Raw genomic sequence first — 20,863 nt, 5'->3', positions numbered from 1 at the left:
CGGTGCCCGCATGATCCGCAAGCTGCGCCGGTGCGAAAGCGGCAGCATCGCGGTCGAATTCGCCCTCGTGGCGCCCGTCTTGATATTCATACTCGCCGGGGTCGTCGACATTGGCGGCGCCACCTATGCGAAGCTCTCGCTGGATGCCCGGGTCACGGCGACGGCGGAATACGCCTTGCTGCAGCCCGCACCGGCGGACCAGGCGGCGGCGGAAGCCTTGGCGGTGAAGCTGATCGAACTGCTCCAGGGCGGGGCCGACGACACCGCCGAGGTGATCGTCAACAACGCAGCCAGCGCGACGTGGACCGGCTCCGCGGTGACCACCGCATCCCGACCGGGCGATGCGGAGATGTGTTATTGTCCGACCCTTCAGGGGGGCGACGTCACATGGGGGCAGGCCATGGAGTGCACAACGCCATGCGCCTCCGGCGAGAGCGCCGGGCAATTCGTGCAGGTTTCCGCGACGACCCGCCATATCACGATCTTTCCGGGATACGCCTTCATCGACGGCGATCGGATCGAAACCCGCACCGTGCTGAGGGTGCCGTGATTTCGATGACCGCTATCCGGGCCTTTCTTCTCGACCTGCGCGGCGCCGTTGCGATCGAGTTCGCCGCCATCGCGCTGCCGCTACTGCTCTTGCTGGGCGGATCGTTCGAGATCAGCCGATTCGTCTGGACCCAACTTGCCTTGCAGGATGCGGCATCGACCGGGGCGCGCTGCGTCGGTCTGCGCCTTGCCCCCTGCTTCGTGGACGAAACCATGGACACGGGCGGGACGGTGACCTTCGTTCAGGCGCAGGCGGGCGCCTGGGCGATTGAGATTCCGGACAGTTCGGTCACACCCGAAGCCGCCGCGACCTGTCACGGCGTTGACGATTTTGCGAAGGTCGCGATCCGTCACCGCTTCACCAACGCCCTGGCCATCCTGCCCGAAACATGGATCGACGTGGAAGCCTGTTTTCCCGTTATGCCGTCAGAGTGAATCCATCCAAGCGGGAAGGCAACCTCGCCACTTCGCGCCAAGCGGGAGCCAGGAACGGAAACATGCGCGGCAGGCCCTTGCGCATGGCTTGTGCCGCCGTCAGTGTACCGCCGTCACCACTCGTGAATTGTCCCTGTTTCTTCATTTCTTCCAGGATGGAAGGCCACCGATGAATGACGTTGCGAAAGTGCTCGTCGTGGATGACGATCAGATGATGCGGGACTTCGCCGCGCGCGCGCTGCGCTCGCTGGGGTATTCCTCGGTCACCGCAGCGGATGCGGCGGCCGCCCTGCGCGTGCTGGAAGAGGACCGGCTCGTCGGGATCCTGATCATCGACCTGCGCTTGAAGAAGGGGGAGGCCGGCGCGCAACTGGCGCGCGAGGCCTTCGCGATCCGCCCCGATATCCGCGTGCTCCTCACGTCGGGTGATCCCGTTGCTCTGCAGTTCGCCCAGAGGGACATGCCGCAACATGTCGAGCTCCTGCCGAAACCCTTTCGCCGCCATGATCTCGAGGAGCGGCTCTCGCGGCTGCAGTGAAGGCTAGGCGCCGGGGGTGCCGGCGTTCAGGATTCCGGTCGGGCTTCGCCGCCGGCCTCATTCGCCCTCCTTGAGAAGCTGGGCGCCGATCATCGCCGCCTCCACCCGGTTCGATACCCCGAGGATGCGGAAGATGAAGGACAGATGAAACTTAACGGTGCTGGGGTTGATGCCGAGTGCTCGCGCGATCCCCTTGTTCGGCTGCCCTTCGACGAGAAGACGCAGCACTTGCATTTGGCGCGGCGTCAGCGCGGCCAGCGCGGCGGGAGGACCCGCGCCGCCGGGGTCGGCGAAGCCTTCTTCCCCCACGGCCTCGGCAGCGCCCAGTTGCGGCGTAAAGGGCGGGAGGTAAACCTCGCCGTCGCCAACCTTCTGGATTGCCGCCTCCGTTTCACCGATGCCAAGGCCCTTGTTGATGAAGCCATGTGCGCCCGCCGAGAGCGCCATGAGAATATCCTCGCGAGACCGCGAGGCCGACAGCACCACAAGGCGGATCTCGGGTTGTGCGGCCTTCACCGTGTCCAGCAGGTGTCGATTGCCGATCCCGGACATGTTCAGGTCGACGAGGCCGAGGCCGAAGCGGGTTTCGCTCGAAAGCTGCTCGATCGCCTCCTGCGCCGACGCGCAAGTGACAACCGTTTCAACCCCGAACCGGTCACGAAGCACGGCATTGATCGCCACCCGGAAGAACTCGTCATCATCAATGACGATGACGGGGGACAGCGTTGACAGACTGATTTGCGCCGACATCGGGCCGTGCCTTGAACGTGGTTGAAATTCCTTGGCGTTTATCTTTAGGTTGAGTCTAGTCGTGGATCACACGCGAAATCAAGCGCCATGGGTTCTTCGCCTCTGCAGCGCATGATTTCGCCGGTTCACGCCCGCTGGTGCGCGGCCTATCCCGTGCTCCAGGCGCGGGGCTGGCGCATCCCGGCCATCTTGCAGGCTTGCTTGACATAACCCTCGGGGAAGAGCTCGAACAGCTTGTGTTTCGCGTCGTGCTTGTCGAGCCCGAGTTCGACGGCGAGGAAGCGGATGGCGAAACGCGCATCCGCCGCGATGCCGTGCTGGTCGAGATAACTCCGCATGAAGGCCAGAACCCGCCAATGCAGAGGGTTCGGCGATAGCCCCTCATCCTGCGCCACCTTACGCGCGAAATCGGCCGACCATTGCGATGGGTCGACCAGGTACCCGGCCTCGTCGACCTCAACGGACCCATCGGGCAACTTGATCCACTGGGTAACATCTGCACGAGTTCTCATTCGATTGTCCTCCTTCGCCTTGTCTTGCCGCGGCCAGGTTCAGCCGGATCGCAGCACCGTTTCACATTGCAGCTTCGGCCGCCCGCGACCGCGCGATCAACCAATCCTCGAGGATCGTTGCGTCGGCGGGCAGCTGCTCGCCAAACCCCTCGGTGAACGCCTCGAACGCCGCCTGGTTGAGCCCGTTCACCCCGACGAGCACCGGGATGTCGCGCGCGAGCGCCTCCGCGATCACCGGGCGGAAGCCGCGCCCCTCGGCTTCGTGCTTGCCGAACTTGTTGACGATGAGCACATCGGCGCCACGCTCCAGCGCCGCCGCGACATGCCCCACCGCCGCCTCGAGCGCGCCTGTGTCCAGCCGGCACCCAGCCGCCCCCGCGCCAAGGTCTTGCGAGATGCGGATCGTCGGGCCCTCAGGCAGGACGCGCACATCCATGTCGCAAGGGTCCGTTTTCTGCCGATCCGTATTGATCTGCACGGTGCCGCAGACCCGCAGTCCCTGCGCCATCAGTGATCGGGCGAGCGAAAACAGCAGTTGATCTGTATCACCTCGTCCGGCGGCCATTGTGCTGGCTATCTGCATCGCGTTGCTCCTCAGCTGTTGCAGAACATGAAAAAACGCCCGGCCCGATCGCGTGGTGCGGGCGTTGGCAGCGCCGCATGGCGGGCGAAACACCCCCGAACCTCCGCCGTCCGGTTTTCCGCCATGGCCGGGTTCCATGCGAGAAGGTCAACCTGCATCACAAGCCTCCAGGAGACGATCGAGGCCACGACGCCTGAGCATCCCCTTCTGGAGCAGGCCCATGTCACGCCGGTTCAACCTCAGCCGGGCGAAGGGCAGCACGATCGCGTATTCGAGAATGAGGTGCTGCAGCAGGTCGGTGGAGAAGCGATGCAGCCTGGCCCGGTGTTCATCCGAAAACGCCTTTCCGCCGGGATCGGCCGCCTTCAGCACCGCGAGGATGCCGGGTATCCGGTCGCGGATGCGGCGATGATCTGCGGCAAGCCGGGCGATCACCGGCTCGATCTCGTCTTCCGGCCGGCAGCGGCGGGCGAGGAGCGGAAACAGGTCTTGCTCCTCGTCGGCCAGATGTGGCGGCAGTTCGTGGGTCAGGAAGCTCATGATATCGCAAATCTCATCGGCATCAGGGGCTTCCAGCTCCGAGAGCCGGGAGATCCGGGCGCAGACTTCACGTTTGCGAAGGTGGTCCTGGTGGAAGAAGTCGAGCGCATTGCCGGGCAACGGAAAATCGGACGGCGCAGGGCAACCGGCTTGACGCTCCCCGGATTGCCTCCCGCCCATCGCCGCATCCTCCCCGCCTAGTCCGCGCTCAACTCGGCGCCGGCGATCTCGGCGGCCGAGACGAGCCGGCCCACGAATGACCGGGCCGCCCGCGCCCACGCGGCCTTTTCCATGGCCAGAGCGATCTTGCCGCGCACCGCCGTGAAGGGCAGCACCGCGCCCTCGCCGACCGCGTCCATGCGGATGATGTGCCAGCCATGGCGGGTGAGCACCGGCTCGGCCTTGATCGCACCGCCCTCCAGCCCCTGGAGCGCGGCCTCGAATTCGGGCACCGTATCGCTGGGGCCAAGCTGGCCCAAAGCCCCGCCCGAGGATTTCGAGCCGCAATCGCTGAAATCGGCCGCGAGCCGGGGAAACCGCGCCGGATCCTTCTGCACCTGCCTCGCGATGTCTTCGACGCGCAGCCGGGCGGCTTCGGTCTCCGCCTCGTCGCGCGGATCGCAGGCCACGAGGATGTGCGAAACCTCCCACAGCGGCGGGGCGCGGAAGCGCTCGGGGGCGCGCGCCCACTCGGCATAGACCTGCTCTTCGGTCGGGGGTTCGGCCTCGACGGCGGTTTCGAGAAGGCCCCGGATCAGGGCCTCCTCCTCGGTTTCGAACCGCCCCGGCGCAACCTGCACGGGCTCGGGGGCGATCCCCCGCCTGCGCGCTTCCTGCAGCAGCAGCAAGCGCACCGCGACCGCGTTGGCCGCCTTGCGCCAGGCGATACCGGGCTTGCCCTTCGGAGCCGTATGGTTCTGCACCTCGGCGGCAACCACCGCGTGGGGCACGGTTTCTCCGTTGACGATGAGATCGGGGAAAAGGGACGCATTCATCTCATTCACTCCGCGGGGCTCGCCTTGCTCTCGGCAACCTTCCGGGCTGCGGGAACCGGGCCATCATGGTGCGGCAGCGGCTCTTTGCGGCGCGACCGCACGATCTGGTAACCCGGCCGCAGGAACAGGAAGCGCAGCGGCACGAAGAGGCCGGAGATGACATGGACAAGCCGGGTGAAGGGCGTGAGAAGGATGATCGTCATCCCCAGCACCAGGTGAACCTTGAATGCGAGCGCCGCGTCCTCGATGTACGCCGCCGCCGCGGAGTCGAAGGTGAAGATCCCCTGCGCCCAGGCCATGAACTTGACCATCTCGTAACCGTCGAGATGCTGGAGCGAATAGTAGATCGTGGCCAGCCCGAGCGCGAGTTGCGCCAGCAGCAGGCCGAGGATCACGATATCGGCGAAACTCGACGTGCGGCGGATGCGCGGATCGGTCCAGCGGCGGTGGAACAGCATGATGCCGCCGATCAACGCCAGAACCCCGGCGATACCCCCGGCCACAACCGCGAGAATCTGCTTGGCGCCATGGCTGATGCCGATCGCGTCAAACACCCAGATCGGGGTGAGCAGGCCAACTACGTGGCCGAGGAAGATCACCAGCATGCCGACGTGAAACAGGATCGAGCCGACCACCAGCTGCTTGCGGCGCAGAAGCTGCGACGACGAGGTTTTCCAGGTGAACGGGTCGCGCTCGTAGCGCGCGATGCTTCCCATGATCGCAACGCCAAGGGCGATGTAGGGAAAGATACCGAAGAAGAAGTTATGCATGATGTCCTCCGTCATTCCGCCGCGTGGCCGGGGTCGGGGTTAACCGGCACGTCCATGCGCGCGAGCAGGTCCCGGCCCGCGGGACAGCCGGCATTGGGGTCGGGCCCGAAGCGCACTTCGCTTTCCTCCCAGACCTCGTCGAGCGCCTCGAGATCCTCGGGATCGACTTCGGGCTGGTCGAGCAACTCGGCCACGGCCTCTGCGTCGGCCTGAACCCCGGCAAGCTGGATCAGGGCGGCGAACGCGGCGGCATATCCGCTGTCACGGCGCTGCAGACGTTCCTGCAGGGCCGCGATGATATGCGCCGCGTTCGCCAAGGTTTCCTGTGCTTCCACGAAGGGACGTGTCGACAGGAACTCGAGGATCACCGGCAAATGGTCGGGCAGTTCGCTGGTTGCGGGTTCGAAGCCCCCTGCCCGGTAGCTTTCCACCAGCGAGACCATCGCCCCGCCCCGGTCCCGGCTTTCGCCATGGACGTGTTCGAAGAGGTTGAGCGAAAGGGTTCGCGAGCGGTCGAAGAGCATCACGTATTGCTCCTCGAGCTCGTAGATGTCGCGGCGGCCGAGATCTTCCACCAGCGGGCGCAGGGCGCGGCGGGCGGCGGCGGTCAGCCGAGTTTCGGCGCCGAGAACGGCCCCGATCTCCGGCATGGCGGCCTGAAGTTCCCGGGTGGGATAGCTCAGGATCAGCGAAATGGCCTTGAGGGTGCGGTCCATCACATCACCTCCGAGGGCATCTTGAGGGGTTTCTTGTTGGCACCGAAAAGCGAGCTGTCGGAAATGCCGGTGGAACAGCTGTTGCCATCGGTGAAGCTGCAGCCACCGCGCAGGTCGTAGGCCTCTTCCACCTGTTCGCGGTGCGTGGTCGGGATCACGAAACGATCCTCGAAATCCGCGATCGCCATGATCTTGTACATATCCTCGATCATCCGGCCCGAAAGGCCGACACGGGCCGCGATCGCCTCGTCGCGCACGCCTTCGATCGTCTTGGCGCGCATGTAGGTGCGCATCGCCAGCATCCGTTCGAGCGCATTGGCCACGGGCTCCTCGTCGCCCGCCGTGAGCATGTTGGCGAGGTAGCGCAGCGGAATGCGCAAGGAGCGCACGTCGGGCATGTCGCCGTCGGTGCCGATCGCACCCGCCTCGGCGGCGTTCTGGATCGGGCTGAGCGGCGGGATATACCACACCATCGGCAGGGTCCGGTATTCCGGGTGCAGCGGGAAGGCCACCTTCCACTCCATCGCCATCTTCCAGATCGGGCTTTCCTGCGCGGCCTTGATCCAGTCTTCGGGAATGCCGTCGGCGCGCGCCGTCTCGATGATCGCCGGGTCGTTGGGGTCGAGGAAGACGCCGAGCTGGGCATCGTAGAGGTCCGTGGTTTCCGGCGCGTTCGCGGCTTCCTCGATCTTGTCGGCGTCGTAGAGCATCACGCCGATATAGCGGATGCGCCCGACGCAGGTTTCGGAGCAGACGGTGGGATTGCCCGATTCAATCCGCGGGTAGCACAGGGTGCATTTCTCGGATTTGCCCGTCGACCAGTTGTAATAGACCTTCTTGTAGGGGCAGCCCGAGACGCACATCCGCCAGCCCCGGCACTTCTCCTGGTCGATCAGCACGATCCCGTCCTCCTCGCGCTTGTAGATCGCGCCCGAGGGGCAGGAGGCCGCGCAGGTGGGGTTCAGGCAGTGCTCGCACAGCCGGGGGAGATACATCATGAAGGTGTTCTCGTATTCCCCGTAGATCTCCTTCTGGATGCCTTCGAAATTGTAATCCTGTCCACGTTTCGAGAATTCACCGCCGAGGATTTCCTCCCAGTTCGGGCCCTTCTCGATCTTCTCCATCCGCTCGCCCGAGATCTTGGAACGCGGGCGCGCGGTGGGAAAGGCCTCCATCTCGGGGGCCGACTTGAGGTGGTCGTAGTCGAAATCGAACGGCTCGTAATAATCGTCGATCTCGGGCAGGTCGGGGTTGGCGAAGATGTTCGCCAGGATCCGCCACTTGCCGCCCTGCCTGGGCAGGAGCTTGCCCGATTTGGTTCGCTCCCAGCCGCCGTTCCAGCGATCCTGGTTCTCCCAATCGGTCGGGTAGCCGGTGCCGGGCTTGGTTTCGACGTTGTTGAACCAAGCGTATTCCACGCCCTCCCGGCTGGTCCAGACGTTCTTGCAGGTGACGGAGCAGGTGTGGCACCCGATGCATTTGTCGAGGTTCAGCACCATGCCGATCTGTGCGCGAATTCTCATTGGGCGGCCTCCTTCGCGGTCGCTTCGCGGTCAAGCCAATCGACCTTGTTCATTTTCCTCACGACGACGAACTCGTCGCGGTTCGACCCCACGGTGCCGTAGTAGTTGAAGCCGTAGGATTGCTGCGCGTAGCCGCCGATCATGTGGGTGGGTTTCAGAACCGTGCGGGTCACCGAGTTGTGGATGCCCCCGCGCAGGCCGGTCTTTTCCGATCCGGGCGTGTTCACGATCTTTTCCTGGGCGTGATACATGAAGGTCGTCCCGTCCTTCATGCGCTGGCTCACCACCGCCCGCGCGGTCAGCGCGCCGTTGGCATTGTAGAGCTCGACCCAGTCGTTATCGACGATGCCGGCGGTCTTCGCGTCGTTCTCCGATATCCAGATCACCGGGCCGCCCCGGTTGAGGGTGAGCATCAACAGGTTGTCGGTATAGGTGGAGTGGATGCCCCATTTCTGGTGCGGCGTGATGAAGTTCAGCACCACGTGAGGCGCGTTGTCGCGCGCGTCGGTGTTGATCTCGGCGGTGATCGTCTTGAGATCGACCGGCGGACGGTAGGACATGAAGCCCTCGCCGAAAGCCCGCATCCACAGGTGATCCTGGTAAAGCTGCTGGCGGCCGGTGAGCGTGCGCCACGGGATCAGTTCGTGCACGTTGGTCCAGCCGGCATTGTAGCTCACCTCCTCGCTCTCGATCCCCGACCACGTCGGGCTGGAGATGATCTTGCGCGGCTGGGCGGCGATATCGCGAAAGCGGATCTTGGTGTGATGCGCCCCTTCGGCGAGGTGGGCGTGCTCGCGCCCGGTTATCTTCGACAGCGCCTGCCACGATTTCACCGCAACCTCGCCGTTGGTCTCGGGCGCAAGCATCAGCACCACCTCGGTGGCGTCGATGTCACTCACGATCCGGGCGCTGCCCTTGGCCGCGCCGTCTTCCCAGACACCGTTGAGGTCGCGCAGGTTCTTCACCTCGTCCTCGGTGTTCCACGAGATGCCCTTGCCGCCGTTGCCGACCTTCTCCATCAGCGGGCCGAGCGCCATGAAGCGATCGCCGATGGCGGTGTAATCGCGTTCGACGGCGATGTAATTGGGTGCCGTCTTGCCCGGGATCAGGTCGCATTCGCCCTTCTTCCAGTCCTTCACCTGGTCCTGGGCGATCTCGGCCGGGGTATCGTGCAGGATCGGCAAGGCGACCACGTCGGTCTCCCGGCCGAGGATCTCGGGGGCGATCTCCTGCACCTTGTTGGCGATGGCCTTGAAGATCTCCCAGTCCGACTTCGACTCGTAGGCCGGATCGACCGCCGCCTGCAGCGGGTGGATGAACGGGTGCATGTCCGAGGTGTTGAGATCGTTCTTCTCATACCAGCTGGCGGTGGGCAGAACGACATCGGAGTAAACCGCCGTGGTGCTCATCCGGAAGTCGATGGTGACGAGCAGGTCGAGCTTGCCGCGCGGCGCCTCGTCGTGCCACTTCGCTTCCCTGGGCTTGGCACCGCCTTCCTCGCCAAGATCCTTGCCCATCACGCCGTTGTCGGTGCCGAGCAGGTGGCGCAGGAAATACTCGTGCCCCTTGCCCGACGAGCCGAGCAGGTTCGAGCGCCAGACAAAGAGGTTGCGCGGCCAGTTCTCCGGTGCGTCGGGATCTTCGCAGGCCATCTCCAGCTCGCCCGCCTTGAGCTTTTCGGCGACGTAGTCCGCCACGTCCTGGCCCGCGAGCTTGGCCGCCTTCGCCACTTCGAGCGGGTTTTGCTTGAGCTGCGGCGCCGAAGGCAGCCAGCCCATCCGCTCGGCACGGATGTTGTAGTCGATCATGCTGGCGTCCCAGTCGCCCTCCGGCGCGGTCGGCGACAGGATCTCGCCCGCGGTGAGGGTTTCGTAGCGCCACTGGTCGGTGTGGGCATACCACGCCGAGGTGGAGTTCATCTGACGCGGCGGGCGGCCCCAGTCGAGCGCGAAGGCCAGCGGCAGCCAGCCGGTTTGCGGGCGCAGCTTTTCCTGCCCGACGTAATGCGCCCAGCCGCCGCCGGACTGGCCCACCGCGCCGCACATCACCAGCATGTTGATGATGCCGCGGTAGGTCATGTCCATGTGGTACCAGTGGTTGAGCCCGGCCCCGAGGATCACCATCGAGCGGCCCCGCGTCTTTTCGGCGTTCAGGGCGAATTCACGCGCGACATGGGTGATCCTGGCCGCGGGCACGCCGGTGATCTTCTCGGCCCAGCCGGGTGTGCCCGGCACGTCTTCGGCATAGTCGTTGGCAACCCATTCGCCGCCAAGGCCACGATCGAGGCCGTAGTTGGCGCAGAACAGGTCGAACACCGTGGCCACGGCCACCTCGCCGTCGGCGGTCTTGATCCGCTTCACCGGCACCTGCTTGGTCAGCACGTTGGGGCGGGCGTCGCCGGTCGAGAAGGCTTCGGTGGCTTCGGCGCCGAAATAGGGGAAATCGACGCCCAGCACATCGTCGTGGTCGTTGTCGAGGATCAGCGACAGCCGAAGCCGGGCATCGTCCCCCTGGGCCTTCTCCTCGAGGTTCCACTTGCCGCCCTCGCCCCAGCGATAGCCAACCGACCCGTTGGGCGCGACGAGCTTGCCGGTGGCTTCGTCGAGCGCCACGGTCTTCCATTCGGGGTTGTTCTCCTCGCCGAGGCGGCCATCGAGGTCGTCGGCGCGCAGGAAGCGGCCGGGGATGAAGCGGCCGTCCTTTTCCTCGAGCTTCACCAGCATCGGGAAGTCGGAATACTTGCGGGTGTAGTCCTCGAAATACTCCGCCTGCCGGTCGAGGTGGAACTCGCGCAGGATAACGTGACCGAAGGCCATGGCGAGCGCGGCGTCGGTGCCCTGCTTGGGATTGAGCCAGACATCGCCGAACTTGGCGGCTTCCGAATAATCGGGGCTGATCACCGCCGACTTGGTGCCCTTGTAGCGCGCCTCGGTGTAGAAATGCGCATCCGGCGTGCGGGTTTGCGGCACGTTCGAGCCCCACAGCAGCAGGTAGCCCGCGTTGTACCAGTCGGCGGATTCCGGCACGTCGGTCTGCTCGCCCCATGTCATCGGCGAGGCGGGCGGCAGATCGCAGTACCAGTCGTAGAACGACATGCAGGTGCCGCCAAGCAGGCTGAGGTAGCGCGTGCCCGCGGCGTAGGAGACCATCGACATCGCCGGGATCGGCGAGAAGCCGAACACCCGGTCGGGCCCCCATTTCCTGGCGGTGTAGAGGTTGGCCGCGGCCACGATCTCGACCGCCTCGTCCCAGCTTGCGCGCACGAAGCCGCCCTTGCCACGGGTTTCGGCGTAGGAGGCGCGCAGGACGGGATCGGTCTGGATCTCGGTCCAGGCCTCGATCGGGCTCTTGGTCCGGCGCAGCTCGCGCCAGACCTTCATCAGCCGGCCGCGCACCAGCGGGTTCTTCACCCGGTTGGCGCTGTAGAGATACCAGCTGTAGGAGGCGCCTCGCGCGCAGCCCCGCGGCTCGTGGTTGGGCAGGTCAGGCCGCGTGCGCGGGTAGTCGGTCTGCTGGGTTTCCCAGGTGACGATGCCGGATTTGACGTAGATCTTCCACGAGCACGATCCGGTGCAGTTCACCCCGTGGGTCGAGCGCACGATCTTGTCGTGGCGCCAGCGGTTTCTGTAGGTGTCTTCCCAGGCCCGGCTCTCGCGGGTCACCTGCCCGTGGCCGTCGGAGAATTGCTCCAGTTCCTTGGACTGGAAGAAGTTCAGTCTGTCGAGCAGATGGCTCATGGTTTTCCGTCCTTTCGGTTCAGGATCAGGCCGCGTCGCGGTTGTGTTCGATATCGTGAAGAAGGCCGCCCTGGCGGGTGTAGACCGCCCAGGTGAGCACGAGGCACACGACGTAGAAGATCAGGAAGCCCCACAGCGCCGCGGCCGGGCCGCCGGTCAGGACAATCGAGGTGCCGTAGGCCTTGGGGATGAAGAAGGCGCCGTAGGCCGCGATCGCGGAGGTGAAGGCGATGATCGCCGCCGATTCACGATCCGACTGCCTGCGCGTCGCGGCTTCGTCCTTGCCGGGGTAGAGCCGGCCGATCTCGCGCCGCATGATCACCGGGATCATCTGGAAGGTGGAGGCATTGCCCACGCCGGTGAGGAAGAAAAGCGCCATGAAACAACCGAAGAAGCCCCAGAAATTGCCCTCGCCCCCGCCCAGCGGCAGGAACTGGAGCACACCCCAGACCGCCAGGATCATCGCGGCGAAGGTCCACAAGGTCACCCGACCGCCCCCGAACTTGTCGGAGACCCAGCCCGTTCCCGCGCGGCTCAAAGCGCCCACGAGCGGTCCGAGAAAGGCAAGGTGCAGCATGTCGAGCTCGGGAAACTGCGTGCTCATCAGGAGCGGGAAACCCGCCGAATAGCCGATGAAGCTGCCGAAGGTGCCGGTGTAGAGCACCGACATGATCCAGTTCTGCTTGCGCTTGAGGATCTGGAGCTGGTCCGACAACGAGGCCTTGGCATCGGCGATATCGTGCATCCCGAACCATGCCGCGGCGGTGGCGACAAGGAGGAAGGGCACCCAGACGAAGCCGGCATTCTGAAGCCACATCAGGCCGCCGTCCGACATCTCCTGAGGCTCGCCACCGATCGCGCCGAACACGCCCACGGTGATCACCACCGGCACGAGGAACTGCATCACCGACACGCCGAGGTTGCCCAGCCCCGCGTTGAGGGCGAGCGCGTTGCCTTTTTGCGAGCGCGGGAAGAAATATGCGATGTTGGCCATCGACGAGGCGAAGTTGCCGCCGCCGAAGCCGCAAAGGATCGCGAGGATCACGAACAGCGAATAGGGCGCCTCGGGGTTCTGCACCGCCAGGCCGATGCCGATCGCGGGCAGGAGCAACGAGGCGGTAGACAGCGTAGTCCAGAGCCGCCCGCCGAAGATCGGCACCATGAAGCTGTAAAAGATGCGCAGCGTCGCGCCCGACAGGCCCGGAAGCGCGGCGAGCCAGAACAGCTGGTCAGTGGTGAAATCAAAACCGATCGCAGGCAGCTTGGCGACGACCACCGACCACACCATCCAGACCGAGAAGGCCAGCAGCAGGGCCGGGATCGAGATCCAGAGATTCCGCCGCGCGACGCGCCGACCGGAGGTTTTCCAGAATTCGGCGTCTTCGGGGCGCCAGTCGGTCAGCAGGTGACCCTTGTTTGTGGTTTCGGAAACCATTGTGCGGCTGTCCTTCTTTGCGTTTTCTCGGGGCGTGGCCGCGCGGACCGCGCCGGGTGTCGTGTCAGTCGGCCCGGTGCGCGGGCGCGGTTCCGTAGGGTTCGTCGGGAAGGTCGGAGAGGTCGCGTTCGCCGGCGAGCTGCGGGTGCTTGCGCCGCTCCATCCGGCGGATCGCGACATGCATCCAGATCGTCATCACCAGCACGACCACGAAAAGCAGCATGAAAGGTGCGGTCCAGACGCCGGTGACGTCGAGCAGCATTCCGAACACGATCGGCAGAACGAAACCGCCGAGCCCGCCGATCATGCCCACGAGGCCGCCGACCGAACCCACGTGGTTGGGGTAGTAGACCGGGATGTGCTTGTAGACCGCCGCCTTGCCGAGGCTCATCACGAAGCCGAGCACCACTGTGAGGCCGACGAACATGCCCACGGTCAACCCGAAATTGAACTCGATCGGCGTTTCGATTCCCTGCACGGTGTAGCTGGTTTGCGGGTAGCTCAGGATGAACAACACCACGAGCGAGACGATGAAGGTGAGATACATCACGAAGCGCGCGCCCCACTTGTCCGACATCCAGCCGCCAAGCGCGCGGAAGATCGAACCGGGCATGGAATAGAGCCCGGCGAAGACGCCGGCCGTCGTGAGTTCGAGGCCGTAGGCGCCGGTGTAATACCGCGGCAGGAACGAGGCGAGCGCGACGAAACCGCCGAAGACGAAGAAGTAATATGTTGCGAACCGCCAGACCTGGAGTTTCCTGAGCGGCTCCAGTTGCTGACCGGTCGAGACCGGGCCCGCACCCGAGAGTTTGCGCGCCGCGTGTGCCGGGTCCGTTTTCGACAGGACGTAGAAAAGCACGGCGGTGATCGCCAGCACCACCGCATAGACCCGCGCCGTGCCCTCCCAGCCGAGCGCGACCACGAGGAAGGGCGCGCCGAAGTTGGTGACCGCCGCGCCGACGTTGCCCATGCCGAAGATGCCCAGCGCGGTGCCCTGGCGCTCCTTCTCGAACCAGCGGGAGGTATAGGCCACGCCGATGATGAATGACCCGCCCGCAAGCCCGAGCCCGAGCGCGGCGACAAGGAACATCTCGTAGGTCGTCACCCAGGTGAGCAGCCAGACCGCCACCGAGGTGACGAGCATCTGTATCGGGAAAAGCGCGCGGCCGCCGACCTGCTCGGTCCAGATCCCCAAAAAGATCCGGCTGATCGACCCGGTGAGGATCGGCGTGGCCACGAGCAGGCCGAACTGGGTATCGGAGAGGCCGAGATCCTGTTTGATCTGCACACCGATGATCGAGAAGATGGTCCAGACGGCAAAACACACGGTGAACGCGAATGTGCTCAGCCCCAGGGCGCGGTACTGATCCGTGCGAGATACGCCTTCGAGTATGTGCATGAGCCGCCCCTCCATACCTCTGCGGTTTGTCCTGCCCGCTAACGGGCTTGTGCAGAGACGTGACCGGCAACCGTGAAAACGCGTTTGATCTAGATCAGAAACGGATCAAAAATCTTTGTAAATAAATGACTTAGCAAAACTTGTCATGGCTGGTGGAAGGCTTGATCAATCACCAGAAGAAAATAGATCAATGGCCTGCCTGACAAAAATCAATTAGCATCGAAGGCTCCGATGGCCCGCAAAAAGATCGGATGACGCGATGCCTGATTCATTTTTCGAGGAAGTGCGCGGACTGCACTTGTTCTCGGAGATGTCCGAAGAGAACTTCTCGGCCCTGATGCGGGCCGCCTATGTGCAGAACTTTCCGCCGCAGATCGAATTGATCTCGGAGGGTGATCCGAGCGATTTCCTGCACGTGGTGCTTTCGGGCAAGGTCGATCTTTTCGCGCGCTGGAACGGGCACGAAACCTCGATGGCGACGTTGCGGCCGGTGTCGACCTTCATTCTCGCGGCGACGATCCGCGATGCGCCCTACCTGATGTCGGCACGGACGCTCGAAAAGAGCCGTATCGCCCTCATTCCCAGTCAGGATGTGCGTGCGATCTTCGATATCGACGGCGATTTTGCCCGCGCCATCGTGGCCGAACTCGCCCTGGCTTACCGTTCGGTTGTGAAGGCACAGAAAGATCTCAAGCTGCGCAGCTCGCTGGAACGGCTGGCCAATTACCTCCTGCGCCAGCAGGATCGCGCGCACGGGGCCGAGGATTTCACCCTGCCCTACGAGAAGCGCCGCCTCGCCTCGCTGCTCGGCATGACGCCGGAAAACCTCAGCCGGGCGCTCAAGGCCCTGAAGCCCTACGGCGTGCTGGTCGATGGCAATCGCATCAGCATCACCGACCGGGCCGACCTCGAGGGATTGGCCAAGCCCACGCCGCTGATCGACGACTTCCTGCTCTAGCCCGTCGAGCCGCCTGCGCCCCGGCCGACCCGGGGCGCAGGGGTTCAAGCTCAAGCCCCGCGCAACCGTTTCTTGTAGGCGACCGGGTCCATGTCGCGCACGTCGATGCTGAGCGCGTCGATATCGGGAAAATCGCCGCCAAGCCTTTCCCGCAGCGCGATGGCGAGGGCTTCCTTCTGTTGCGGGGTGCGGCCGGCCAGCAGCGACAAGGTGATGTGCACGAAGCTCGTGGCGCCCCCCTGCAACAGGACGTATTTCAAAGGCAGGGCGCGAACCTTCACATCGTCGGCCTGCATGACGCCCGATCCGGCGCAAACCTCGAAGGCCGCCTGCATCAGGGTGCGGATCTCGGGCTCGCCAAGGTGGGATTCGGAATATTCGATCACGACATGGGGCATGAGGGTGAATAACCCGCCTGCCGGCGTCGTGCACCCGGAATCCTTGGTCCGCCTGGGCGAGACCCCGCGGCGGCGTCAGGTCGCCTGCGTGCGCATCCCGCTCTCCGAAGCCGCGGCCGGCACCAGCGCTTTCAGCACCTCGGCCATGTCCAGCGTGCCGACCCGGACGCCATCGCGGGTGACCACGAAGCGGGCCTCCATCGCGCCATCGGATTTCGACAGGACGGATTCCAGGGTGTCGTCGTGGTCGACCTCGACCGCGCCCTCGGCAACCGGATCGCCGCTTTCGTTCATCACCGAGCGGACGCGCAGCACCCGGGCGCGGTTGATGTCGGACACGAAGTCGACGATGTAGTCGTCCTCGGGTTCCAGAAGGATGTGTTGCGGCTCGCCCTGCTGAACGACGAAACCGTCCTTGAGGATCACCAGGTGATCGGCCAGTTTCAGCGCCTCGTCGAGATCGTGGCTGATGAACACGACGGTCTTTTGCAATTCCGACTGCAATTCGAGCAACAGGTCCTGCATGTCGGTTCGGATCAGCGGATCGAGCGCCGAGAAAGCCTCGTCCATGAGCATGATCGGCGAGTTGGACGCAAGCGCGCGCGCCAGCCCGACACGCTGCTGCATACCGCCCGAAAGCTCGTGCGGGTACTGGTCGGCATTGCCGCCCAGCCCGACACGGTCGAGCCATTTGCGCGCGTCCTTTTCGTAATCGGCGCGCTTGTCGCCGCGCGTGGCGGCAGCCATCCCGGCGTTATCGAGAACCGTGCGGTGCGGCAGCAGCGCAAAGTTCTGGAACACCATCGACATGCGCTCGCGGCGCATGCGGCGCAATTGTTCCTGCGACAGGGCGAGAACGTCCTCGCCATCGAGCAGGATCTCGCCAGCCGTGGGCTCGATCAGCCGGTTGAGATGGCGGATGAGGGTCGACTTGCCCGACCCCGAAAGGCCCATCATCACCGTGATCTCGCCTTCGCGCACCTCGGTGTTGATGTCGTTGAGAGCCAGCACATGGTTTGTCTGCTCCATGAGCTCACTCTTGCCGAGCCCCTCCGCGCGCACCCGCTCAAGCGCGGCTTCCGGCTCGGGGCCGAAGATCTTGTAGAGATGCTTGATCTCCAGAAGCGTTCGTTTCTTGGCCATCGGGCTGGTCCTCACGCTTTATGGGTCGAGTTGATGCGCGCAAGCGCGGCCTTGGTGACGCGGTCGAGAACCACTGCCAGGATCACGATGCCGAGGCCCGCGACCAGGCCGACACCCAGTTCGAGATTGCGGATGCCGCGCAGCACCAGAACACCCAGGCCGGGGGCCGAGACGAGCGAGGCGATCACCACCATGGCGAGGCTCATCATGATCGTCTGGTTGACGCCGGCCATGATGTTGGGCAACGCCAGCGGCACCTGAACGCCGAACAGCTTCTGCCGGTCGGTCATGCCGAAGGCGTCGGCAGCCTCGATCACGCTCTGGTCGACCATGCGGATGCCCAGGTCGGTCAGGCGGATCACCGGCACGATGGCGTAAAGGATGATGGCGATACCGTAGAGCTTGGGCTCGGTCACGCTGAACAGGAAGATCAGCGGGATCAGGTAGACGAAGGGCGGCAGGGTCTGCAGCATGTCGAGCACCGGAATGGTCATCCGCTGCATGGTATTGGATCGCGACATCGCGATGCCGATGGGCACCCCGAACAGCACGCATATGAAGGCGCACACCAGGATGATCGCCAGTGTCTGCATGGCGTAATCGTAGTGATCTATGAAGGCGAGGCCGAGGAACGACACGCTGACGAAAGCCAGCAGCGTGAAGGACCGCGACACCAGCCAGGTGACCAGCAGCAGCAGCGGGATGATGATCCACCAGGGCGTGTTGAGAACACCGTAAAGCGCGGCCTCGAGGGCCCAGCTGAGCGGCTGTGTGAGGGGATCGAGCACAATGCTGAGGCTGTCCTTGATCGACAGGAATCCGCGCTCCAGCCCGAGGGTCAGCTCGCGCGATCGCGGAAACGACTGGCACGCCGCGTTGAGCGCGTCCATCGAGGGAAAGGGCAGATCCCAGATCGAGACATCTGCAGCCGTCTCGCCCCTGGCGCTGTCGCGCAGGGCGGAGAGCGATATCGGCCCGGTGGTGCCGCTGCTCTCGCACCAGTCCTGCAAGCCGAGAGCCGAGAACAGGAAGTCATAGGTGGCCATGTATCATGCGCTCCTGTGATGCGTGCCGGGGAGCCCGCACGTCGCAGGAGGGATGCGTCCGTTTGGGCGGAAGAGATAGCAGCGGGGGCGACACTCTGGCCGCCCCCGCCTGATTTCGTGCCGTGCTTACTGAAGCAGGGCCGCGAGGTTTTCGCGCGCCGAGTCGTTCAGCCACTGCGACCACTGGTCCTTGTAGGTGCCAAGGAAGTAGGCGGCCGTCTCCTCGTAGGAGGCGTTGTTCGCGTCCGCCCATGCCAGCAGCGCACTCATCGTGCTGGTCTGAAAGCTCATCTTGGTGAAGAACTCGGTCACCTCGGGGTTGCTTTCGATGAAGTCCGTCGTCGCCGCGGTCAGGATCGGCGCCGCCGGGAACTCCGATACCTGCGGATCCGGCGTGTCCGGGTTCTGCAGGTTGGCGAATGCCTCTTCGTTGTAGTCACCGAGGCTGACCCGGGTCATGTCGTATTTGCCCATCGGCACGGTCGGACCCCAGTAGTAGCCGAACCAGGGTTCCTGGTCGTTCACCGCGGCACCCATCGAGGTGGCCAGCGTTTCGCCCGAGCCGTGGTTGAAGACCTTGATGCCCGTGGCCTCGAGGTCGAGGGCGCGCACCAGGTTGTCGCTGACCACGCGGCAGCCCCAGCCATCGGGGCAATTGTTGAACTGGTTACCAACCAGCTCGGGGTTGTTCATGACCCCTTCGATGGTGGTCAGCTCGGGGTGCGCTTCGGCCAGGTAGGTGGGAATCCACCAGCCTTCGACGCCGCCCGGCTCCAGCACGGAGGTCAGCCGCTGGACCTTGCCCTGCTCTTCGAGCTTGTCATAGGCCTCGCCGGCGGAGTTGAGCCAGAAGTTGGTGATGACATCGGGCTCGCCGTTCTCGGCAACCGACGCGATGGCCGGAACCGTATCGGAGGGCACCAGGGTGACGTCGCAGCCATAGCCTTCTTCAAGAATGAACTGGGCCACCTCGGTGGTAACCTTGGCTGCCGCCCAGTTCATCTGCGCGATCGAGACCTCTCCGCAGTCCTGCGCCTGAGCAGCCGATGCAAAGGGAAACGCCAGCGCGGTTGCGCCGAGGAGTCTGGTAAAACGGTTCATGGTTGATCCTTTCGTTTTGTGTGGGTCTTCGCGACCTGCACGGGAAGCGCGCTCACCGCACTTCCGAATCGACCAAAGCCAGCAGCGTCCGCAACGCGGCGCCGCCAACCCGGTCGATCCATTGAGGCGGACAATATTGAGTTTACCTAAGGATTCAAGGTGAGATTTTGCCACATGTTCAAAAAAGGAACCTCGGCCTATCTCTCAAGTCATTGTTCCAATGAGCTAAAGATCCAAATATCTCGATATTCTGATGGGGTAATATATTAGGTGTTTTCTAAGTATCTTCCGCGAACACACAGTCAGACAGTCAAACCACCACGCATCCGCCCGGATCGTGCGCAGCGTTGGCCGCCGGGCCTGCGCCAAAACCCCGGCGCGGCGCGGGGGTTGCACCCGGTGCAGCACCCTTTCAGGGTGACCTCACCGCGTGCGGCCGTCCGGAAGCCGGCCGGGCATTCCGGCAGGCGGCGCCTTGCCTCGCGCGGCCGGTGCCACCACGTCGGTGCCAGCACGCGCGGATAGCCGGATAACAGCAGGAGGATGCCATCACCTGGTTCCAGAGCCTGTCAGCAGCGGGTTTTGCCGCGACGGCCATCAGCTTCGGACCGGGGCGGATGGGGTTCGGCCTCTTCGTGCCGGAGTTCAGATCGGAATTCGCGATGTCGACCTCGGCGGTCGGGTTCGTCTCCAGCCTCGGTTTCACCGGCTTCTTCCTCGGCCTACTGATCGCGCAGGCGCTGCTGATACGGCGGGGGCCTGAAGCGCCGGTGCTGTCGGGCCTGATCGCGGCGACGGCCGGCATGGGCATCATCACCTTCGCACCGAACCTGTTCGTGTTGGCCCTCGGCGTCTTCCTGGCCGCGTCGAGCGCCGGCTTCGCCTGGACACCGTTCAACGACGCGGTTCACCGCAAGGTCTTCGACGTGGACCGGCCCACGGCGCTGTCGGAGATCAGCACCGGAACAAGTGTCGGGGTCGTGGCCGCTGGTGCTGCGGCGCTGATCATGGTGCTGACGGGCCTGTCATGGCGGGTTTGCTGGGCGTTCTTCGCGATCGCGAGCGCCGTCGTGCTGATCGTCAACTGGGCCGTTTTGCGCAAGATCGACAAGGACACCACGTCCATGCCCCGAGGGGCATGGCGCGATCTTCTGCGGATCGCGGCGCTGCCCCTTTTCGCCATTGCCTTCGCCTACGGAACGACCTCGGCGATCTACATTTCCTTTGCCGCCGACCACATGCTGAACCGCGGCGGGGTTCGCGGCCTGCCCACCGGGGCCACGCCCGCGATGGTGTTCATGGTCTACGGCCTGTTCGGCCTGGCGGGCCTCACCACCGGGCGGGTGAAGCGGGCCATCGGCCTGCCGTGGCTCCTTCGGCTGGTGATGCTGGCCGGGGCGCTGTCGGTCGCGCTGCCGGCGGTTCTGCCCGGAAGCTGGGTGGGGCTGACCGCTTCGGCCGGGCTGCAGGGGGTGCACGTGATGATGACGAGCGCCGTCCTCGCGTTCTGGTCGGAGCGCCTGTTCCCCAGGCTGCCGTCGCTCAGCTTCACGGCGGCGCTTCTTGCCACGGCGGCGGGCAGCGTTCTGGGACCAGCCTTCGCCGGCGTCGCGGCGGAAGCCTTCGGGGTGCAGACGATGTTTCTCGGTGCAGCCGTCCTGCCGACGGCGCTGGCGCTGGCGCTGCGCAACCGCCACGTCCGGGAGCGCGCCGTGATGGTGTGACCCCGTCCGGA

Annotated in this window: 20 protein-coding genes; 5 read left to right on the top strand and 15 right to left on the bottom strand. The window is 64.7% G+C overall.

All coding sequences use genetic code 11. The annotated features are described in order from the left end of the window. The first annotated feature begins 10 nt into the window (after window positions 1-10). The 3 genes from IEW01_RS05450 to IEW01_RS05440 all read left to right on the top strand — a co-directional run bounded on the left by IEW01_RS05450 (window position 11) and on the right by IEW01_RS05440 (window position 1,522). On the top strand, window positions 11-550 hold the full coding sequence (locus IEW01_RS05450; protein WP_188526560.1) for a TadE/TadG family type IV pilus assembly protein: 540 nt from the start codon (window positions 11-13) through the stop codon (window positions 548-550). A gap of 5 nt (window positions 551-555) precedes the next feature. After that, window positions 556-984 (top strand): TadE/TadG family type IV pilus assembly protein, encoded by a 429-nt coding sequence (locus IEW01_RS05445; RefSeq protein ID WP_188526559.1) that lies wholly within the window; start codon window positions 556-558, stop codon window positions 982-984. Between the two features lie 169 nt (window positions 985-1,153). Further along, window positions 1,154-1,522, top strand: a complete 369-nt coding sequence (locus IEW01_RS05440; protein ID WP_188526558.1) for a response regulator — start codon at window positions 1,154-1,156, stop codon at window positions 1,520-1,522. Between the two features lie 57 nt (window positions 1,523-1,579). On the opposite strand, the gene IEW01_RS05435 is transcribed toward IEW01_RS05440, so the two are convergent. The 11 genes from IEW01_RS05435 to IEW01_RS05385 all read right to left on the bottom strand — a co-directional run bounded on the left by IEW01_RS05435 (window position 1,580) and on the right by IEW01_RS05385 (window position 14,482). After that, window positions 1,580-2,272 (bottom strand): LuxR C-terminal-related transcriptional regulator, encoded by a 693-nt coding sequence (locus tag IEW01_RS05435; RefSeq protein WP_188526557.1) that lies wholly within the window; start codon window positions 2,270-2,272, stop codon window positions 1,580-1,582. 146 nt (window positions 2,273-2,418) lie between these two features. Then, the gene (locus tag IEW01_RS05430; protein WP_188526556.1) at window positions 2,419-2,784 is read right to left on the bottom strand and encodes a TusE/DsrC/DsvC family sulfur relay protein; all 366 of its coding nucleotides are present in this window, start codon (window positions 2,782-2,784) and stop codon (window positions 2,419-2,421) included. Window positions 2,785-2,845: 61 nt separating this feature from the next. Further along, window positions 2,846-3,367, bottom strand: a complete 522-nt coding sequence (locus IEW01_RS05425; RefSeq protein WP_188526555.1) for a DUF2478 domain-containing protein — start codon at window positions 3,365-3,367, stop codon at window positions 2,846-2,848. Window positions 3,368-3,514: 147 nt separating this feature from the next. Next, a complete protein-coding gene (locus tag IEW01_RS05420; protein ID WP_188526554.1) occupies window positions 3,515-4,087 on the bottom strand; it encodes a hemerythrin domain-containing protein in 573 nt (190 codons plus the stop codon). Between the two features lie 17 nt (window positions 4,088-4,104). Beyond that, window positions 4,105-4,902, bottom strand: a complete 798-nt coding sequence (locus IEW01_RS05415) for a peptidylprolyl isomerase (protein WP_188526553.1) — start codon at window positions 4,900-4,902, stop codon at window positions 4,105-4,107. 5 nt (window positions 4,903-4,907) lie between these two features. After that, window positions 4,908-5,672: a respiratory nitrate reductase subunit gamma gene (narI, locus tag IEW01_RS05410; RefSeq protein ID WP_188526552.1), complete on the bottom strand. Its 765-nt coding sequence runs from the start codon at window positions 5,670-5,672 to the stop codon at window positions 4,908-4,910. An 11-nt stretch (window positions 5,673-5,683) separates the two neighbouring features. Beyond that, window positions 5,684-6,388, bottom strand: coding sequence for a nitrate reductase molybdenum cofactor assembly chaperone (gene narJ / locus IEW01_RS05405; RefSeq protein WP_188526551.1), 705 nt, complete (start codon window positions 6,386-6,388; stop codon window positions 5,684-5,686). Next, window positions 6,388-7,911: a nitrate reductase subunit beta gene (narH, locus tag IEW01_RS05400; protein WP_188526550.1), complete on the bottom strand. Its 1,524-nt coding sequence runs from the start codon at window positions 7,909-7,911 to the stop codon at window positions 6,388-6,390. Before narH ends, narJ begins: the two co-directional genes overlap by 1 nt. Continuing rightward, window positions 7,908-11,648 carry a nitrate reductase subunit alpha gene (locus IEW01_RS05395; protein WP_188526549.1) on the bottom strand — a complete coding sequence of 1,247 codons (3,741 nt, stop codon included), beginning with the start codon at window positions 11,646-11,648 and terminating at the stop codon, window positions 7,908-7,910. The genes narH and IEW01_RS05395 overlap by 4 nt, the downstream gene beginning before the upstream one ends. A 25-nt stretch (window positions 11,649-11,673) precedes the next feature. Beyond that, complete coding sequence (locus IEW01_RS05390; RefSeq protein ID WP_188526548.1) at window positions 11,674-13,083, bottom strand: NarK family nitrate/nitrite MFS transporter; 1,410 nt, start codon at window positions 13,081-13,083, stop codon at window positions 11,674-11,676. Between the two features lie 64 nt (window positions 13,084-13,147). Then, a complete protein-coding gene (locus IEW01_RS05385) occupies window positions 13,148-14,482 on the bottom strand; it encodes an MFS transporter (RefSeq protein WP_188526547.1) in 1,335 nt (444 codons plus the stop codon). A 259-nt stretch (window positions 14,483-14,741) separates the two neighbouring features. Between IEW01_RS05385 and IEW01_RS05380 the strand changes: the two genes are divergently transcribed. Next, a complete protein-coding gene (locus tag IEW01_RS05380) occupies window positions 14,742-15,440 on the top strand; it encodes a helix-turn-helix domain-containing protein (protein WP_188526546.1) in 699 nt (232 codons plus the stop codon). Window positions 15,441-15,490: 50 nt separating this feature from the next. Here the strand turns inward: IEW01_RS05380 and IEW01_RS05375 are convergent, their stop codons facing one another. The 4 genes from IEW01_RS05375 to IEW01_RS05360 all read right to left on the bottom strand — a co-directional run bounded on the left by IEW01_RS05375 (window position 15,491) and on the right by IEW01_RS05360 (window position 19,128). Next, the gene (locus IEW01_RS05375) at window positions 15,491-15,826 is read right to left on the bottom strand and encodes a 5-carboxymethyl-2-hydroxymuconate Delta-isomerase (RefSeq protein WP_229738082.1); all 336 of its coding nucleotides are present in this window, start codon (window positions 15,824-15,826) and stop codon (window positions 15,491-15,493) included. 87 nt (window positions 15,827-15,913) lie between these two features. Continuing rightward, window positions 15,914-16,981, bottom strand: coding sequence for a betaine/proline/choline family ABC transporter ATP-binding protein (locus IEW01_RS05370; RefSeq protein ID WP_188526544.1), 1,068 nt, complete (start codon window positions 16,979-16,981; stop codon window positions 15,914-15,916). 11 nt (window positions 16,982-16,992) lie between these two features. Beyond that, window positions 16,993-18,027 (bottom strand): ABC transporter permease, encoded by a 1,035-nt coding sequence (locus tag IEW01_RS05365; RefSeq protein ID WP_188526543.1) that lies wholly within the window; start codon window positions 18,025-18,027, stop codon window positions 16,993-16,995. 126 nt (window positions 18,028-18,153) lie between these two features. Continuing rightward, window positions 18,154-19,128: an ABC transporter substrate-binding protein gene (locus IEW01_RS05360; RefSeq protein ID WP_188526542.1), complete on the bottom strand. Its 975-nt coding sequence runs from the start codon at window positions 19,126-19,128 to the stop codon at window positions 18,154-18,156. Window positions 19,129-19,676: 548 nt separating this feature from the next. On the opposite strand from IEW01_RS05360, the gene IEW01_RS05355 reads away from it, so the two are divergent. Further along, window positions 19,677-20,852: an MFS transporter gene (locus tag IEW01_RS05355; protein ID WP_188526686.1), complete on the top strand. Its 1,176-nt coding sequence runs from the start codon at window positions 19,677-19,679 to the stop codon at window positions 20,850-20,852. Window positions 20,853-20,863: the final 11 nt, after the last annotated feature.

The organism is Sinisalibacter lacisalsi (assembly GCF_014640115.1).
In the GTDB taxonomy this organism is placed as follows: Bacteria; Pseudomonadota; Alphaproteobacteria; order Rhodobacterales; family Rhodobacteraceae; genus Sinisalibacter; species Sinisalibacter lacisalsi.
This window is presented reverse-complemented; position numbering and strand designations above follow the sequence as displayed.

Excerpts from the sequence above, each read along its gene's own strand:
- narH (WP_188526550.1), bottom strand. The coding sequence starts at position 7,911 with ATGAGAATTCGCGCACAGATCGGCATGGTGCTGAACCTCGACAAATGC.
- IEW01_RS05450 (WP_188526560.1), top strand. The coding sequence starts at position 11 with ATGATCCGCAAGCTGCGCCGGTGCGAAAGCGGCAGCATCGCGGTCGAA.
- IEW01_RS05440 (WP_188526558.1), top strand. The coding sequence starts at position 1,154 with ATGAATGACGTTGCGAAAGTGCTCGTCGTGGATGACGATCAGATGATG.
- IEW01_RS05420 (WP_188526554.1), bottom strand. The coding sequence starts at position 4,087 with ATGGGCGGGAGGCAATCCGGGGAGCGTCAAGCCGGTTGCCCTGCGCCG.
- IEW01_RS05425 (WP_188526555.1), bottom strand. The coding sequence starts at position 3,367 with ATGCAGATAGCCAGCACAATGGCCGCCGGACGAGGTGATACAGATCAA.
- narI (WP_188526552.1), bottom strand. The coding sequence starts at position 5,672 with ATGCATAACTTCTTCTTCGGTATCTTTCCCTACATCGCCCTTGGCGTT.
- IEW01_RS05430 (WP_188526556.1), bottom strand. The coding sequence starts at position 2,784 with ATGAGAACTCGTGCAGATGTTACCCAGTGGATCAAGTTGCCCGATGGG.
- IEW01_RS05365 (WP_188526543.1), bottom strand. The coding sequence starts at position 18,027 with ATGGCCACCTATGACTTCCTGTTCTCGGCTCTCGGCTTGCAGGACTGG.
- IEW01_RS05395 (WP_188526549.1), bottom strand. The coding sequence starts at position 11,648 with ATGAGCCATCTGCTCGACAGACTGAACTTCTTCCAGTCCAAGGAACTG.
- IEW01_RS05380 (WP_188526546.1), top strand. The coding sequence starts at position 14,742 with ATGCCTGATTCATTTTTCGAGGAAGTGCGCGGACTGCACTTGTTCTCG.
- IEW01_RS05385 (WP_188526547.1), bottom strand. The coding sequence starts at position 14,482 with ATGCACATACTCGAAGGCGTATCTCGCACGGATCAGTACCGCGCCCTG.
- IEW01_RS05390 (WP_188526548.1), bottom strand. The coding sequence starts at position 13,083 with ATGGTTTCCGAAACCACAAACAAGGGTCACCTGCTGACCGACTGGCGC.
- narJ (WP_188526551.1), bottom strand. The coding sequence starts at position 6,388 with ATGGACCGCACCCTCAAGGCCATTTCGCTGATCCTGAGCTATCCCACC.
- IEW01_RS05415 (WP_188526553.1), bottom strand. The coding sequence starts at position 4,902 with ATGAATGCGTCCCTTTTCCCCGATCTCATCGTCAACGGAGAAACCGTG.
- IEW01_RS05360 (WP_188526542.1), bottom strand. The coding sequence starts at position 19,128 with ATGAACCGTTTTACCAGACTCCTCGGCGCAACCGCGCTGGCGTTTCCC.
- IEW01_RS05435 (WP_188526557.1), bottom strand. The coding sequence starts at position 2,272 with ATGTCGGCGCAAATCAGTCTGTCAACGCTGTCCCCCGTCATCGTCATT.
- IEW01_RS05370 (WP_188526544.1), bottom strand. The coding sequence starts at position 16,981 with ATGGCCAAGAAACGAACGCTTCTGGAGATCAAGCATCTCTACAAGATC.
- IEW01_RS05445 (WP_188526559.1), top strand. The coding sequence starts at position 556 with ATGACCGCTATCCGGGCCTTTCTTCTCGACCTGCGCGGCGCCGTTGCG.